This is a genomic window from Virgibacillus carmonensis (genome assembly GCF_057836705.1).
The window spans coordinates 80,190-97,889 of the sequence record NZ_JBYQFJ010000006.1 but is presented as its reverse complement, the minus strand read 5'-3'; the positions used below and the strand labels follow the sequence as shown (position 1 = coordinate 97,889).

17 protein-coding genes and 1 other annotated feature are annotated in these 17,700 nt (G+C 35.2%); all 17 genes read right to left on the bottom strand.

Annotated features, from left to right (window positions below; genetic code table 11):
• Positions 1–97 precede the first annotated feature (97 nt).
• Positions 98–628 (bottom strand): hypothetical protein, encoded by a 531-nt coding sequence (locus AC3G7N_RS06770; RefSeq protein WP_489421392.1) that lies wholly within the window; start codon positions 626–628, stop codon positions 98–100.
• A gap of 105 nt (positions 629–733) precedes the next feature.
• Positions 734–1,855: an RNA polymerase sigma factor RpoD gene (rpoD, locus tag AC3G7N_RS06765; RefSeq protein ID WP_089532056.1), complete on the bottom strand. Its 1,122-nt coding sequence runs from the start codon at positions 1,853–1,855 to the stop codon at positions 734–736.
• 30 nt (positions 1,856–1,885) lie between these two features.
• Complete coding sequence (gene dnaG / locus AC3G7N_RS06760; protein WP_489421391.1) at positions 1,886–3,700, bottom strand: DNA primase; 1,815 nt, start codon at positions 3,698–3,700, stop codon at positions 1,886–1,888.
• A gap of 495 nt (positions 3,701–4,195) precedes the next feature.
• Entirely contained in the window at positions 4,196–4,999 is an 804-nt protein-coding gene (locus AC3G7N_RS06755; protein ID WP_489421390.1) for a pyruvate, water dikinase regulatory protein, read from the bottom strand.
• A 15-nt stretch (positions 5,000–5,014) separates the two neighbouring features.
• Positions 5,015–5,644: a transcriptional regulator CcpN gene (ccpN, locus tag AC3G7N_RS06750; protein WP_489421389.1), complete on the bottom strand. Its 630-nt coding sequence runs from the start codon at positions 5,642–5,644 to the stop codon at positions 5,015–5,017.
• A gap of 198 nt (positions 5,645–5,842) precedes the next feature.
• Complete coding sequence (gene glyS, locus AC3G7N_RS06745) at positions 5,843–7,930, bottom strand: glycine--tRNA ligase subunit beta (protein ID WP_489421388.1); 2,088 nt, start codon at positions 7,928–7,930, stop codon at positions 5,843–5,845.
• The gene (gene glyQ, locus AC3G7N_RS06740) at positions 7,931–8,809 is read right to left on the bottom strand and encodes a glycine--tRNA ligase subunit alpha (protein WP_489421387.1); all 879 of its coding nucleotides are present in this window, start codon (positions 8,807–8,809) and stop codon (positions 7,931–7,933) included.
• Between the two features lie 328 nt (positions 8,810–9,137).
• Positions 9,138–9,315 (bottom strand) — a binding site (T-box leader).
• A gap of 61 nt (positions 9,316–9,376) precedes the next feature.
• Positions 9,377–10,120, bottom strand: a complete 744-nt coding sequence (gene recO, locus AC3G7N_RS06735; RefSeq protein ID WP_489421386.1) for a DNA repair protein RecO — start codon at positions 10,118–10,120, stop codon at positions 9,377–9,379.
• Positions 10,121–10,164: 44 nt separating this feature from the next.
• Positions 10,165–10,311 (bottom strand): YqzL family protein, encoded by a 147-nt coding sequence (locus AC3G7N_RS06730; RefSeq protein WP_489421385.1) that lies wholly within the window; start codon positions 10,309–10,311, stop codon positions 10,165–10,167.
• A 95-nt stretch (positions 10,312–10,406) separates the two neighbouring features.
• A complete protein-coding gene (era, locus tag AC3G7N_RS06725) occupies positions 10,407–11,309 on the bottom strand; it encodes a GTPase Era (RefSeq protein WP_489421384.1) in 903 nt (300 codons plus the stop codon).
• Positions 11,310–11,526: 217 nt separating this feature from the next.
• Positions 11,527–11,910, bottom strand: a complete 384-nt coding sequence (locus AC3G7N_RS06720) for a diacylglycerol kinase family protein (RefSeq protein ID WP_489421383.1) — start codon at positions 11,908–11,910, stop codon at positions 11,527–11,529.
• On the bottom strand, positions 11,888–12,352 hold the full coding sequence (gene ybeY / locus AC3G7N_RS06715) for an rRNA maturation RNase YbeY (RefSeq protein WP_489421382.1): 465 nt from the start codon (positions 12,350–12,352) through the stop codon (positions 11,888–11,890). The genes AC3G7N_RS06720 and ybeY overlap by 23 nt, the downstream gene beginning before the upstream one ends.
• Before the next feature lie 2 nt (positions 12,353–12,354).
• Positions 12,355–14,493 (bottom strand): HD family phosphohydrolase, encoded by a 2,139-nt coding sequence (locus AC3G7N_RS06710; protein WP_489421381.1) that lies wholly within the window; start codon positions 14,491–14,493, stop codon positions 12,355–12,357.
• 171 nt (positions 14,494–14,664) lie between these two features.
• The gene (locus AC3G7N_RS06705) at positions 14,665–15,630 is read right to left on the bottom strand and encodes a PhoH family protein (RefSeq protein WP_489421380.1); all 966 of its coding nucleotides are present in this window, start codon (positions 15,628–15,630) and stop codon (positions 14,665–14,667) included.
• 2 nt (positions 15,631–15,632) lie between these two features.
• On the bottom strand, positions 15,633–16,823 hold the full coding sequence (gene yqfD / locus AC3G7N_RS06700; protein ID WP_489421379.1) for a sporulation protein YqfD: 1,191 nt from the start codon (positions 16,821–16,823) through the stop codon (positions 15,633–15,635).
• 13 nt (positions 16,824–16,836) lie between these two features.
• Positions 16,837–17,118 (bottom strand): sporulation protein YqfC, encoded by a 282-nt coding sequence (gene yqfC, locus AC3G7N_RS06695; protein WP_489421378.1) that lies wholly within the window; start codon positions 17,116–17,118, stop codon positions 16,837–16,839.
• A gap of 113 nt (positions 17,119–17,231) precedes the next feature.
• The gene (locus AC3G7N_RS06690; protein WP_489421377.1) at positions 17,232–17,696 is read right to left on the bottom strand and encodes a YqfB family membrane protein; all 465 of its coding nucleotides are present in this window, start codon (positions 17,694–17,696) and stop codon (positions 17,232–17,234) included.
• Positions 17,697–17,700 lie beyond the last annotated feature (4 nt).

Here is a 17,700-nt window from a genome sequence, read left to right as displayed (position 1 = left end):
TTCCTCCTTATGTACTCTCTTTAATGTAATTAAACAAAACGTCTACATTTAGTTTACTTTAAAATCAATATAGTTTAAAGGGCGTAAATGTGACTAATTAAAGAACAAAATACAACCCTATTGCCAGTATACCAAAAATACTAGAGATGGTAAGATATTTTAAATCCATTTTCTTGCCTATTATAATCCAACATACAAAATTCACAAAAATAATCAACTTTGTTACCCAATTTATCCCAATATATGTATTGCTTAAGAATATTGTTGTTAAAAAAATTAGTAATAAAAAAATTGCAAAAGATAAAGGGTAGATTACATCATGCTGTAGTTTAAATCCTCTATATTGCCAAAATGAAAAAAGAATAAAAAGTATTAATATGCTTAACTGTATGTAAGGTTCAAATGATGTTGCATAAATAACTAAAAGCGCAAAAGGCATTACTAACATCAGCAGGAATAACTGAATTAACCATGATAACCTCTTACCCTTTACTTGTTCTTCCCCTAAGGAATCGTCCCCATTTGTGTATAATGCTAGGAGATAATCACAATAAACAGCAGGTAGCATCTTACTTTTCTTCCAATAGTTTAACTCATTAATTATGGTTGTTATTCGATCCTCTGTCATTTATGATCACCTCAATATAGACAGTAATGTCTATATTATTGCACATAACAATAAACCAAGATGAACAGTCATTGATCACTACTGTGTCAATGACTGATACTATATTTATTCAAGAAAATCCTTTAAACGTTTGCTTCTACTTGGGTGGCGAAGTTTACGGAGCGCTTTTGCTTCAATTTGGCGTATACGTTCTCTTGTTACGCCAAATACCTTCCCAACTTCTTCCAATGTTCTTGTCCGGCCATCGTCAAGACCAAAGCGCAGTCGCAAAACATTTTCTTCCCGGTCAGTTAGGGTGTCAAGAACATCTTCAAGCTGTTCCTTCAACAGTTCATAAGCAGCATGATCAGATGGTGATACAGCTTCTTGGTCTTCAATAAAATCACCTAAATGGGAGTCATCTTCTTCACCAATTGGCGTTTCAAGTGAAACAGGCTCCTGCGCGATTTTCAGAATATCTCGCACTTTATCAGGTGTTAATTCCATTTCCTGCCCGATTTCCTCTGGTGTAGGTTCACGTCCTAAATCTTGGAGTAATTGTCGTTGAACTCGAATCAATTTATTAATTGTTTCAACCATGTGGACAGGGATTCTTATTGTTCTTGCTTGATCGGCGATTGCACGCGTAATGGCTTGGCGGATCCACCAAGTTGCATACGTACTAAATTTAAATCCTTTACGGTAATCAAACTTTTCTACTGCTTTAATCAGACCCATATTCCCTTCTTGAATAAGATCCAAGAATAGCATACCTCGTCCAACATAACGTTTTGCAATACTTACTACTAAACGTAAGTTTGCTTCCGCAAGGCGCCTTTTAGCTTCTTCATCACCTTTTTCAATACGTGTAGCAAGGTCAATCTCATCTGCTGCGGATAATAAATCAACGCGTCCTATTTCTTTCAAATACATACGAACGGGATCATTTATTTTAATCCCTAGTGGGACACTTAAATCATTCAGATCAAATGTTTCTTCTTTTGAAATTTGTTGCATATTCGGATCATCCTCAGATTCACCGATTACTTCTACACCTTGTTCGCCCAGGTACTCATAAAATTCATCCATTTGATCGGATTCTATCTCAAAATGAGACAAACGATCAGCGACTTCTTCATATGCCAATGTGCCGCGCTTTTTACCCATTTCGAGTAATTGATCCTTTGTTTGTTCGAGTGTTAATTCATTTTCATTTTCCTTTGTTTGTGAAGGCATATTTTCGGCCATGAGTCCCCCTCCTTCCATACTCCATTTATATCAATGTGAATTATTTAGCTGCTTATGGATTTTAATGATTTGCATCGCAATTTGTGCCGCTTTGATTGGATCATTTTGTTGTTCAGCTAGCCTCTGTTCCTGCTTTAGTAACTTAATGCTAGCCACATCGCTCTTTTCGGCGCGTATAATTCTGATATAGTCATTAATTTCTTTATCACTAATGTTTTCATCAGTATAAAGCATTGCAATTTCTATAATTAAGTTTTTAATATCCTGGTCTGTTATCCTTTCAATGAAATAACTGACATCAGGAAGATGGTTTTCTTCATAATATGCATAAAGGTGCGTTACAATTATTTTATGTGCATCTATATTGAACGCTGCACCTATTTCCTTCTGCACCTTATCAGTTATAGCAGTATCTTTCAACATATATGCAAGAAGCTGTTTTTCAGCATTTTGAAATGCCGGTAGTAATTTTTTTGTTTGATAATGATTGTTAGCCCTATTAGTATAACTGTTCTCTTGTCTCTTATCCTTATTTTGTCCCACTTCTTTACGATGGGTGTGCATTTCTTGTTTCAATGTTTCTGTAGAAATATTAAATTCATTACTTATCTCTTTTAAATAATGTTCCCGTTCAATGGAACTATCAATCATTGCAAGTTCTTTAAGAATGGAATCAATATATTTAAAGCGATCATCCTCTAGACTTAGGTTATAGCTTCTTTTAATATATCGCATATAAAAAGATATATACGTTTCACTTGCTTTAATTACATCATTCTGAAACGCTGCTTGACCATATGTGTTAATGTAATCATCTGGGTCCATCCCATCACTCAGCCTAGAAATCTTCACATGAGAACCCGTTTCTTTAAGGATGGACGCGGCTTTAAAGGTCGCTTCTACCCCCGCATCATCTCCGTCATAACAAATGATTACTGTATCGACATACCGTTTCAATAATTTAGCTTGGTTTGTTGTTAATGATGTACCAAGTGTGGCTATAGCGTTTTTTACACCTGCCTGATATGCAGATATAACATCCATGTACCCTTCAAACAATACTGCCTCGCCTGATTTTCGTATATGTTTTTTGGCCAAATCAAAGTTGTATAAAAGCTTACCCTTTTGAAAAAGTTCACTTTCTGAGCTATTTAAATACTTTGGTTCACCATTTGAGATGGTTCTACCACCGAAAGCAATTGTTTTACCAAGATGATTCCGTATAGGAAAAATAATTCGTCCACGAAACCTATCTGTAACTTTATTGTCTTCTTGTAGTAATATTAAACCTGCTTTTGCCAATATTTGTTGATGAAACCCTTTTTTCTTTAAGAACTCGGCTGTAAAATCATTATCGTTTGGTGCAAATCCCAGTTGAAATACATCTGCCGTTTCTTCACTAATGCCTCGTTGTTTAAAATAGCTATAGCCTTCTTTCCCATCTTTTGTGAATCGCAATAGATGATGGTATAGTTTTGTCAACCATTCATAAGCGGCTAATACACTTTGATTTTCCTCTGAAAGAGAACTTCCTTCGTTCCTATTAGTTTCTGGTAAAGATATACCACTTCTTCCTGCTAAGTACTCCATAGCTTCAAAGAACGAAAACTTTTCCATCTCTATTAAAAACGTCACTACATTTCCGCCTTTTCCACAACCAAAGCAATGAAAAATTTGTTTCTCTTGTGTGACTGAAAAGGACGGTGTTTTTTCGCCATGAAATGGGCATAAGCCGAAATAATTTCTACCTTGTTTTTTAAGCTGTACATACTCACCAATAACATCAACAATGTCATTCGCTTTTCGTACCTCTTCTATTGTTTCTTCTGGAATTTGATTTGGCATATATACCACCATGTTCTATTATTCTAGATATAACGATCAAAACCCTGCAAAATTCGACAATATTTTTTTAAAGTCGAAAAAAAATTTCCTTCTATCTTGTTGATAAACTTAGAAGGAGCTTTCGATATAGTAATTATGGTCGGTAAATATGATTATATATACCTATTCATTTTGTCCCTTTGCATAACATCACATTTACTATTATTCCTTATGGAGTTATTCATAAACCCCCTTTTATAAGAATAAAACTAAAAAAGATTAAATGCCATGCTTATTAATTCTACATAAAGAAAGGTTATTCCTTCCTGAAAACAAATTTTTTTAAAGCAAGGTGTAAAACGCATAATGATATCAACAATAAATATCATTTAAACACAAAGAATAATTATAAATGATATTTCACTAAATTACTAGTATTATATATTTAATTTGCAAAGAAATTAGAACAGATAAGCACTCTACCAGTAAAAAGTAGAATGCTTATTTATCTACTATCTATTTTTTTATCATTTGCAGAATACTATTAGCTGTTTCTTCCACTGCTTTATTGGACACATCAACTGTTTTACAACCAATTTTATTCACAATCTTGTCAAAAAATGCAAGTTCCTGATGAATTCTAGTCATGTTAGCATAAGTTGCTTGGTCGCCTAATCCTAGTGCTTTCAAGCGTTCTTTTCTAATTTCATTTAATTTATCTGCTGTTATTTTCAACCCGATGCATTTTTCGGAATCTACTTCAAACAATTCATCAGGCGGGTCTACTTCCGGTACCAGTGGCACATTGGCAACTTTTAAACGCTTATGAGCTAGATATTGTGATAACGGTGTCTTAGATGTTCTAGATACGCCAATTAGAATAATATCTGCACGGGAAATTCCTCTTGGATCACGCCCATCATCGTATTTTACAGCAAATTCAATTGCCTCTACTCGCTTAAAATAATCTTCATCCAATTGATGGACCAAACCAGCTTCAAGGCGCGGGGATGTTGCAAATACACGTTCCATTGATTTCATCATTGGCCCCATGATATCAATTGCCTCCACTTTAACTTTTTTTGCCTCATCATTTAAATAATCACGCAACATAGGATCAACTAGTGTAAATCCAATTATTGCCTCTTTTTCCTTAGCAAGCTGTAATGTTTCATCGATGATTACTTTATCTTCAACATACGGTATTCGTTGTATTTTATATTCTCCACCATTAAATTGACTTAATCCAGCCTTAATTACTAATTCAGCAGTTTCCCCAACAGAATCTGATAGAACATAAACCAATGGTTTCTTACTCATAAATATGCCCCTCCCCTATAAATGGTCATCCATTATTAGCTCTACAAAAGCTTTTGTAATCGTGGTTTTTGTTATTCTACCAACAATCTCGTTTCCAGTTTCCGTATTCTTGATTACAGGAATACCATCAATTTGCTTATTAATTAATTTATTAGCAGCATCTAATAGCAAATCATCTTTCTTGCAAAATGTAATATTTGGCATGCGTGTCATAATAATATGTACAGGTACATTTGTTAAATCCTGATTACCAATACTCGCACGTAATAAATCTTTACGTGATAACACACCTGTTAAGCAAGTATGCTTGTCGACAACAAATAATGTTCCGACATCCTCTAAAAACATAGTTGAAATTGCATCATATACAGACGCACTTTCGTTAACAACAATTGGGATCGATTGAAAATCTCGTACCTTAAACTTCTTAACTTTTTCTGTTAATAATTCTGAGCCTGTTTTTCCAGTGAAAAAGTACCCCACTCGCGGGCGTGCATCCAAGAAACCTGCCATAGTTAAAATGGCTAAATCAGGCCTTAAGGTTGCTCTTGTTAAACCTAGGTTCTGTGCTATATTTTCACCAGTTATTGGACCGTTTTCTTTTACTATTTCAATTATCTTTTCTTGTCTTTTAGATAAATCCACTTTCCCACCACCTACACACCTATTATGTCATACTATTTATAAATATTATAGACTATTTACAATGCAAAAGACAGAACAAAAGCGCAAGCTAGGAAGTTCGGCTAATGCCGAAATGTTATCGCAAGGAAGAGCCTGCAAGGCAATAGCCAATGGCGCTGAAGCTGGAAAATAAAAGCGTAAAGTCCCGAGTGGTTTTGATTAAAACTGCTGTTTCCATTCTATCTTGCTGAAGTCCGCGTATAGATTAATTAAATCCGCTATTCTTTTCAACATTGCTAAACGGTTAGAGCGAACTTCCTTATTGTCTGCCATAACCATATTATTTTCAAAGAAATCGTTAATCGGTTCTGCAAATGTTGCTAAATAGTTAATTGCTTCACTAGCATTTCTATTCTTATTGGCTTTCATAAATAGTGGCGCAATTTCCTGGTAGTGGTTAAACAGCATTTCTTCGGACTTTGTTTCGAAAACTGATTGGTTTATTTCTTTTGCTTCCGTTGCTTTCTTGGATAAATTAAGAACTCGGATTAATGATTCGTTCACTATTTTAAATGCGTCCTGATTTCTTTTCTCAGCAAGTACTTTTGCTTTATCAATCGCATAATGGAAAACGCCAATTTGTTTTTGAATGACAGCCTCAATAATATCTGTTTCGATAGAATTCATTTTCATAACATGACTAGCACGTAGACGGAAAAAGTTGATTAAGTCTTTTGTTATTGTCTCTTCATCATTTTGTTCCATTTCAAGTTTTTGATAAACTTCATGGGTTAAAGATAATAAATCTTCTAGTGCGATATCCCATTTATTTTCTTCTAGAATCCTTAATATACCTACAGCTTGTCGACGTAAACCATACGGGTCCTGAGAACCTGTAGGTACTAAGCCGATAGATATGCAGCCAACAATGGTGTCTAATTTATCTGCCACACTGACAATTGCTCCTTCTACAGTCGTTGGAAGTGGATCATTCGATTGTAGCGGTAAATAATGTTCACGTATTGCTGTTGCTACATTCTTTTCCTCTTTGTTATGAAGCGCGTACTTTTCACCAATTACACCTTGAAGGTTTGTAAACTCATTTACCATATTTGTTGCTAAATCGAATTTACAAATCTCTGCAGCACGAATTGACTGTTCAGTAATATCTGTATTCGTTTGAAGTAAACTAGCTAGTTTGGAAGATAGTGTAACTACTCGATCAACCTTGTCAGTAATTGTTCCAAGTTTCTCCTGGAACACCACACGACGTAGCTTTTCTTGGTAAAAATCAACGTTGTGCTTCTTATCCTCATCAAAGAAAAACTCTGCATCTGAAAGACGAGCATGTATTACTTTTTCATTTCCTTTAATTACCGTGTCGATGTGTTCTTGATCTCCATTTCGAACTCCTATAAAAGAGGGTAATAATTCCCCACCAGAAGATTTTACAGGAAAATAACGTTGGTGCACCTTCATGGATGTAATTAACACTTCATTCGGCAATTGTAAAAATGATTTTTCAAATGAACCAACAAAAGCAGTTGGATATTCTACTAAGTTTCGAACCTCCTGCAGTAAATCATCATCAATGTCAACGCTAAAATCATGCTCTTTTTCAATTGCTCTAATTTGCGATACAATCATTTCCTCGCGTTCTTTAGAGTCCGTAATCACAAAGCTCTTTTTGAGATCTTCTTGGTACATGTCAGCTCTATTTAATGTAATAGGGTTACCTAAAAAACGATGACCATATGTTTGATCCCCAGTTTGTACTTGAGCTACTTCAAATGGTACTATTTTATTATCATAAAGTGCTACAAGCCAACGAATTGGACGTGCGTAGCGTATCGATTGCCCAGCCCAACGCATATTTTTAGGAAACTGGATTGATTCAATAATTGAGTTAAAGGTAGTAAGTAAATCAAAAGTAGATTTCCCCTCAATTCGCTTCTGTACAAAAATATATTCAATGCCCTTTATTTCTTTTGTATAAATATCATCTACTGTCTTGCCTTGGCCATTCGTAAAGCCTATCGCCGCTTTTGACCAATTTCCATCTTGGTCTTGTGCTATTTTTAATGCTGGTCCTTTTGCTTCTTCTTCAACAGTTGTTTGTGAATCCGCAATTCCTTTTATTAAAACCGCTAATCGTCTAGGAGTAGAAAAAGATTCTACCTTTGAGTAAGAAAGGCGCAGATTATCTAACCATTTTTCTGTCTGTTCTTTTAATTGACGTTCTGCATCATCAATAAATCGTGCTGGCAATTCTTCTAACCCTATTTCAAATAATGCATCCTTTGTCATTTACATTTCCTCCTTTTCGAGCATTGGAAACCCAAGTTTTTTTCGTTCTGCCACATACGTTTTCGCAATGGTTCTGGCTAAATTTCTGATTCTTGCTATATAACCGGTCCGTTCCGTTACGGAAATTACTCCTTTTGCATCTAGTAAATTAAACGTGTGAGAACATTTCAGCACATAATCATACGCCGGAAAAACTAAGCCTTTATCCATAATAGCTTTTGCTTCTTGCTCATACATAGTAAATAACTCAAACAACATGTCAGTGTTCGACTCTTCAAATGTATAGGTGGAATGTTCATATTCAGGCTGGAAAAATATATCGTGTACAGTTACGCCTTTTGTCCATTCCAATTCAAAGACATTATCCTTATCTTGAATGTAAGAGGCTAAACGTTCCAATCCATATGTCAGTTCAACTGTAACAGGGTTTGCGTCTAATCCACCAATTTGTTGGAAATAGGTAAACTGAGTAATTTCCATTCCATCAAGCCAAACCTCCCAACCTAGTCCTGCTGCGCCAAGTGTAGGATTCTCCCAATTATCCTCTACAAATCGTATATCATGCTCTAACGGATTTATCCCCAATTCCTTTAAAGAATCTAGATACAATTCTTGAATATTGTCTGGAGAAGGCTTCATAATCACTTGGAATTGATGATGCTGATACAAACGGTTTGGATTTTTACCGTATCTTCCGTCAGCGGGTCTCCTTGATGGTTCTACATAAGCAACATTCCATGGCTCAGGTCCTAAACTACGAAGCAGCGTCATAGGCGACATCGTCCCAGCACCCTTTTCCACATCATACGCTTGCATAAGGATGCAATTTTGATTTGACCAATAAGACTGTAAGCTTAAAATCATCTGTTGAATATTCATATAAAACTTCCTTCCATGCTTTCTAAAATTTGTAAGAAAAGCTCAGGGCGCCTTGAAAGACACGACAAGCATAAGCAGAACGGTGCAGTGTGGGTGCTTTGCCCACGCGAAAGCGAACTGCTTATGTCTCGAGTGTCTAGGTGCTGGAGCTAGACAGATATTCGCCAAAATTTTATCCTTTCTTGCTCTTAAAAAACTCGCCACTCGCCTGCCTTAAAAACGAACGAATTGCAACATTCATCTTATACTGATTTTCTTAGACTTTTCATTCTTTCCTTTAATACAAATAATACAAAAAAATCCGTCCCTATGCCTAAAAAAGCTTAGGCATAGGGACGGATTTGATTGTCCGCGGTTCCACCCTACTTGCTTTATATTAAATAAAGCCACTTTATTTAATATGCTAAGGAGTTCCCTTCCCTGTTTGTTCTACTACCTAGCTTTCACCGTCCTAGGTTCGCTCCTAATAGATAACAAAAGGTACTATTCTCCCTCAACGCATCCTTCATTCCTAAAAATATGTACAAATCATAACCATAACTTTGCGATTTGTCAATTAACACTACCTTATTTTAATTGATCCATCTGCCTTAAGAATTTTTTTGATTTTAAGAAATAACCACCATATTGTTCATAATAAGCATCTAATATTTTTCGCAACAACTCTTTATTTTGTTCTTTCATTGTAATTTTACCAACTTGTTCTAGCCCTACTTCTAGGAATATGCGAAGTAACTTAGCAACCGTTTCTGATAACGTTATTGCTTGCGAATCAATTGATGTACACCGGTTACATAATAATCCACCTTCAGCTATTGAAAAGCGAACCAAATCTTCTTTCCGACTACAGTTAACACATCTGTCAACTGTAGGCGCAAAGCCTCCTTTTTTATATAACTTAAGCTCATACATCATAATTGGAATATCTGCATCTTCTTTTTCTGCAATCCAGTTCATCGTACTGACTAATTGATCATATATATAGTAATCGGGTTCATCAGAATCAAGCAATTTATCTGTCAGTTCCACTATGAACGCTGTAAATGCGGTCTTTATTATATCTTCACGGATGGTACGATTGGAATTAATCACTTCACCTTGTTGTATAGTACTTAATCCCTTACTCAGATAAATGAAAAATTCTCCATGAATGAATGGCTGCGTCACGGCAGCCATTCTACTTTTAGTCTTTTTAGCCCCTCTAGCGAGTGCTGAAAATTTACCAACCTTTTTACTGAAAATCGTTACTATTTTATGCGTTTCCCCATAATCCTGTGTTTTGATAACAATTCCCTCTATTTTCTCAAGCACACAGTCTCACCTTTACTTTCTTCAATCCTGCTAAAACCTATCTATTACATTTTTGTATTTATTTCATCATTTACTTCATTTTCATTTTGCGCGGAAGTTTGAATACTTGAATCACTTTCTAGTTCTTTCCATAATAAATAGGTTTCAATGTTTCCTGTATGACTAAATAATCTCCAGGTTAAGTCCACCACAAGAAACCCCACCTTTCTTTTAATATGTTAGATTAAGTACTTACTATTATTTTGACCACACATTGATAAAGAATGAGATATAAATATTACCATGTTTAATATTCGTCACTGCGGAATCCATATTCTCTAAGTTGGGTTTGTTTATTTCGCCAATCCTTTTGCACCTTGACCCATAGCTCTAAATATACCTTCGTTCCTAACAAAGATTCGATGTCTTTCCTCGCGTTTTTCCCTACATTTTTCAACATATTTCCTTGTTTTCCAATTAAAATTCCCTTTTGTGTTTTCCGCTCGGTTACAATTATTGCTTGAATAAATATGGCATTCGATTCTCGTTTCTCAATATTTTCAATAACGACTGCAATCGAATGAGGGATTTCCTCGTGTGTTAATTGTAGAACCTTTTCACGGATCAACTCACCAATAATAAATCGTTCAGGGTGATCTGTCACCTGATCCTCAGGATAATATTGTGGTCCTTCAGGTAACTTTTTCTTTAATACATCTAATAAATGATTAACATTATTTCCTTCCAATGCAGAAATAGGGATAACCTCTTCAAAATCGTACTTATCCTTATACTTTTCGATTAAAGGAAACAATTCATCAGGATGAATTAAGTCAATTTTATTGATAATTAAATATACAGGACGCTTAACTTCCTGTAACCGATCTATAATGTATTGATCCCCTTTACCATAGCCTTCTTTTGCATTAATCATAAACAAAACGGCATCCACTTCGTTAAGTGTATTCTCAGCGATTTTAACCATAAAATCACCTAAACGATGTTTTGGTTTATGAATCCCTGGTGTATCGATGAAAACAAGCTGTGCATCTTTCTCTGTTAGTACACCTTGTATTTTGTTTCTAGTTGTTTGCGGCTTATCACTCATAATGGCGATCTTCTGACCGATAACTCGGTTCATAAAAGTCGACTTCCCAACATTTGGCCGTCCTATTATCGCAATAAAGCCTGATTTAAATGAATTATCCATGTCTAATCCTCCGAAGTGTATTTTCTTTGTGTACATTTATAATACTATAAAAACTATCTTCTTTCACGCATTCGACAAAACAACTGAAAAGAAAATAGCATACTGCAATTTTTGACATAACATACGAGAAGGTGCAAATGCCTCTACCAATAATAGTTTGAAATTGCTTATGGTGTGATGTGTATAGAAAGAACTTGCTCTATGATTGAACAAGTTCTTAAAAAAGTAAATGATATATCTTTGGAATAAACAGAACACACCCAATGATGAATGCAGTAATTGCAGCTATTAACACTGCTCCTGCTGCAATATCTTTGATTATTTTAGCTGAAGGATGAATATCAGGTTTTAAATAATCGATTAGCTTTTCTACGGCAGTATTGGTTGTTTCTGCAACTAGAACAGTACCAATTACGAAAATGGTGATCATCCATTCTATTTGGGAAAGTTTCACTATTACTCCTAACAATACGACAATAATGGTAGCCAATAAATGAATACGAAAATTACGTTCGCTCTTGAACATTTCTATTAACCCATTCCAAGCAAAGGTAAAACCAATTCGTTTTTTCCTGTTTTTATCTTCTAAGTTCGAAGGCATTCAGAAGATCCTCTTGTTTTTGAAACATTTTCTTTTCATCTTCCTCACTCATGTGGTCATAGCCTAATAAGTGAAGAAAACCGTGTAATGTCAAAAATGCTAATTCTCGTTCAAATGTATGGTTGTAATCCTTTGCTTGCTCAATCGCACGTTCGATGGAAATGACAATATCTCCAAGCATTAATGGCATATCCTCTCCTATTATATTAAGTTCATCCTCCATTGTTTCTTGAAGGGCAAATGATATAACATCTGTTGGCTTATCTTGCCCGCGATAATTACGATTAAGTTCTTGTATTTCTTTATTTGATACAAAATTAACTGAAACCTCTGCTTCTTGGGTTATACCTTCTTTTTTTGCAGCAAAAATCAGTAAGCGCTGCAACATATCAATATAGTCGCTTGTTACTTCATTTGTTTTATCGTGAAAATCAATATACATATCTATTTTGCCTCCTTAGTTGGATATTGGATTCTTGAATGGAAAATACCTTTTAACGTTTCACATACTGTTCGATGGATTTTTTTTAATTCGTTCAAAGTCAAGGGACTGTCATCTAGTTGCCCATCCATTAAACGATCATTGATGATTGAGTCAACGATTTCTTCAATTTTCCCTTCAGTTGGCTCCCTTAATGAACGGACGGCTGCTTCTACTGAGTCACAGATACAGACAATAGCAGCCTCTTTTGTTTTTGGTTTTGGCCCTGGGTATCGGAATGACTTTTCCTTAGCTGATTGGTTCTTTTCTTTCTCTTTATAATAAAAAAATTTAAGTAATGTTGTTCCATGATGCTCTTTTGCAATATCAATTATTTCTTTAGGAAACTTGTGCTTCTTTAAGATTTTCGCCCCATCATACGGATGATTAATAATAATTTCAGCACTGCGTTTCGGTTTCATCGAGTCGTGCGGGTTTTTTATTGATACTTGATTCTCAATAAAAAAGTTTGGCCTTTCTGTTTTACCTATATCATGATAATAGGCACCTACTCGGGCTAGAAGGCCATTGGCCCCAATCGCATCACATGCTGTTTCACTTAAATTAGCTACCATTACAGAGTGATGATAAGTTCCTGGTGATTCCGTTAATATTTTTCGTAATAAAGGCTGATTCGGACTCGCGAGCATTAACAGTTTACTGTCCGATAATATACCTAATCCAGTTTCAAAAAATGGAAGTAGCCCTATCGTAAATACCACAGAAAGAATAGCTGCTGCAAATCCTAATCCTGTTTGAATAAATAAGTCACTTAAGGTATATTTTTCAAAGGATAAAAATAAAAATATTAACACAGCTAAAATATTAACAATACTCATTCCGAAACCAGCTTTTAGGATAGCCAAGCGATCCTTTACATTCATTAAGAAAATTACCCCAGCTAATTGGGAAAAGAAGAAATAAATACCAGCTTCAACATTTAACGAACCTGGTATTTGACTATTAAATAGTATACTTCCGAGAATGGCATATAATCCGCAAAGTACAATAGCAAAACGTTCATTTATTAGTTGCTTGATAAGCAAAACACCAGTAGCTATCGGTGCAATAAAGAATAATTGATTAACTTGTGTTGCGTATAAACTAACCACCTTCATCATTAACACAACAATAAAACTGATTAATAAGATAGATGCAACTTTACCGTTATCTATCCTGTCTTGTTTCTTTAACTGGTACATTTCATACGTAATTACACCAATAATTAAAAGAATAAGTAGCGCTAATCCGATAACAGGGTATACATTCCGTTCGTTGTTTAGTAATCCAACCAATTTTAATTTTTCATACAATCCATTGGTAATAGTTTGACCTTCCCGAACAATAATCTCTCCTGCACGAATAACAACCGGATCTACATTACTTGCTGCTTCTTTCCTGGCGTTTAACGTTTTTTCCACATCATAAAAAGAATTTTCCACTACAGCAAAATTACTTAATGTAATCAATGCTTGTCTTACATCAGTATCTAATTTTGAGAAGGTTAGCTTTTGTTTAACTTCATTTGTAGAACTTTGCACATTTTCCATTCGTACACCGTTACTTAACACTTCCCGTACAGATTCAACAAATACCTTCTCGCCTTCTGTCCGTTCGTTTAGTGATGCTTCAACTAAACGAAGTAATACACCTGTGTCTATGGAATCTACAATTTCTGATGATAAAATTTGCTTTAGATGTTGAACTTTCTCTTGACTTGATAAAATAATTGCACCATCTTCTTGTTCTGATTCCTGGACATCAATGGGTTTTCTTTCCTCAACTTTGGCAATTGCATCAAAAATTTCGTTTATGTAATTGATTTGTTCTTCATTTATTTCTGTTGATATATCATACCGATCATCTACAGCTTGAATCGTTTCCCTAGTTTTACGCTTTGTTTCCTGTTCATTCTCAATTGTAATTGGTGAACGAATGGTTTCTTTTGCACTACTAAATCGTTCTATATCATAAGTCTCTGTATGTACATTATTTAAGGTCATGAGGAAAAACAAAACCCCTAAAACAAGCATAGGAACAACGATTGAAATCCATTTTGTTTTAAGGGCTATTAACGACTCTATTAAGTTTCGCAGTTTCATCATCAATTCACCTCAGGTAGTAGAAATAAGCCCTCATCATTTTTATTTGTTGGGGCTTATTTAAAAGAAAAGAAAGTATAATTTATCTAGCGCAAACGCCCAGCGACTAGTGGACTTCCTTCACTTCCATGCGATAAGTCAACATCGGGACGCTTGCGCTTTTCTTATAAGCTAACTATCTTTATTTGATTTTTCGTATGCTTCAATGATGCGTTGAACCAGTGGATGTCTTACAACATCTGTCTGTGTAAGGTGTATAAAATCTATTCCTTTTACCCTGGATAATAATTGGTCTGCTTTACGTAATCCAGATACCCCTCTTGGTAAATCAACTTGTGTAACATCACCAGTTACAACCATTTTTGATCCAAACCCTAAACGGGTTAAAAACATTTTCATTTGTTCTGGTGTGGTGTTTTGTGCCTCATCCAAGATCACAAATGCATCGTCAAGCGTACGTCCTCTCATATATGCAAGAGGTGCGATCTCAATCGTTTCTCTTTCTATTAATCGTAATGTATGCTCAGCACCTAGGACATCGTGCAAGGCATCATATAAAGGGCGTAAGTAAGGATCTACTTTCTCTTTAAGATCACCAGGTAAGAAGCCTAGACTCTCCCCAGCTTCCACCGCAGGGCGTGTTAAAATAATCCGTTTTACCAGTCCATTTTTTAATGCATGTACAGCCATTACTACAGCTAGATAGGTTTTTCCAGTACCAGCAGGGCCAATTCCAAAAACAAGATCATTTTCTCGGATAGAAGCAATATAATATTTTTGTCCCAACGTTTTTACACGAATTGGTTTTCCTTTAACATTTTTTGTAATCTCATCTTCAAATAATGTTTCAAATTGATTAATTTTCCCATCTTTAGCGAGCTCAATGGCATAAACTACATCGCGTTCTGCAATTGTTAACCCTTTACGAATTATGGTAAGTAAGGATAGCAGTATATCTTGTACTAAAGTATTTGCATCGTCTGAACCCGATACACTCACTTTCTCTCCTCTAGTTACAATTGATACATCAAGTTTATCTTCAATTTGTTTTAGGTTTTTATCGTTTGTTCCAAATAATGCTAAAGCTTCATTTGAATTCGTTAAATGTAAATCAATCGTATTTAGGTTAGTCGACATAATCAATCTCCTTGATTTATAGGTACGGATTTAACAATATTTTCTTCTACCGTCAAATATAAGGTTAATTTTACTTTACCATTACCAGTACTTTCATGCAAAACTTTTTCAGAAATAATACTTGCATTATTATCAAGATGCAATAATAATTCGTTTTTAGCCTGCTCTATTCCAATTTTAGTTGCTTCATCTTTTGAACGCTTCTCTCTTCTATACGTTTTTTCATGCCTGATGGATTCAATTATATTAATCGGAAGCTCCCATTTAAAAAAGTGTAAGGGTGTTCGGTTAATATCTGCTTGTACATGTTCGAATTCGCTCGATCCAAACCCCCAAAAAGGAACTCGTAAATCTCCAATTTCCATATAAAGTTTTTCATCTTTTTCACCAGTTAATTCTTGATATTCGGCTTCAAGTGGTACAGTAACGGAAACCTCATACCACGTTTTTGCTATAATTTCTCCCTCTGCTTCAACTAAGTTAGGCTCTTCTTCATCCTCACTAATATTCCCTGAAACCAGTAAATCACCCGATTTAACATAATCATTCACTTTGACCTTTGGCATTCCTTTTGATATATACACATAGCTGATCACACCTTCCTTTGTTGCAATCAGATTACTTGGTCCCTTCACCTCTTTTTTCTTTACAATGGTTTTCTCTACAACCTCAATTTGAAAGGTTGTCCCCTTTTTTTCTACACCTACCCATAAGAGTTCAGGGATATCATGGAGCAGTTTTTGTTGAATAATACTTGGGGAATCAATGGAGAAACCTAAGGCACCTGTATGAACGCCGTATGTGTTTAATTGTTTTGTTATTTTTTCCTCTATATCTTTTGGTACTCCATTAATTTTAATGTCCCAAATAATATTAGATAAATACAAAATTAGCAATAAGCATATTCCTATACTAAAGAGAAACTCTTTTCTACTTAGAAGCTTTTTTATAATAGATGGAAGCCCTTTTTCTTGTTTGACTGTAATGGTATATATCCCATCATTTAGCAACTCTTTTACTTTACTTAAATCTTGTGACTTTATTTTACCCATACATGAAGTAGGTGATGCCTTTTTTACATTCCAGACCAATATCTCATGGTCCACACAATGCTGTAAAAATAGCTCCGGGCTGTTTCCTTCAATCAAGATAGTTACATAACCTGTTAGAAATGAGCCTTGTATTTGTTTCATTGCTACCTCCTTTTTAACCAGTGATATATGTTACCTCGTTAATTGTTCCTTCCAGTAATAGTTCCTGTGGTAGCATCATTTTTAATACAAATCCGGAGCCAGATATTTTTATCAATCCTGTGCGCGTTTTCAATGTAAGCTCAGTTTCAGAATATACGACCAATCCCTGATGGTTTTCTATATACACATGAAGTTGACCTAATATTGTGACTCTTGGTAAGTCAGAAACTATATCAGAAGGAAGCGTAAATTGATTCATGATCCAAGGTAGGAATCGTTGGTGTTTTTTTGTCAAAGGTGCAACCTCCTCTCCCCTTCATATTTATGAATAAAAACATTAAATAAGAACATAAAAAAGCCTCCCAAGGTATGGAGTATAAAACTCTCCCTTGGAAGGCTTTTTAAAAGTTACTTTCTTCGTTCTGTAATGACACTTCTATATGGTTTTTTTGCTCTCGGTGGTCCCAACACTTCGGACATGATAATACCATTCACCAATCCCTGTTTTGATAAATTGTTGCGTATCTGCTTTTTCATTCTATTGTTCTTATCCGAATTGTAGGATGGTGTACCTACCCTACCTTTAGCTATTGCATCATGTTCTCCGCCTTCGATGGCACGATGTGTAGAGGGATTTAATTGCTCACGCATAGATATAGTTGATATTGCGCTTCTCTTTTCTTCCTCCGTTACTTCCTCATGATTAGCTTGATATCGGCCGTCTGATGGCTGATGATTTGGTCTGGGTGCTGAATATGGTTTATTTGATTCACTTTCTTTACTGTTTCGATCTTTTATAAACCCAGCAATTCCTCCAACAATAGCTAATAATACAAGTATATTTCCAAAAAGTGTATCAAAGATGGCTTCCATTATA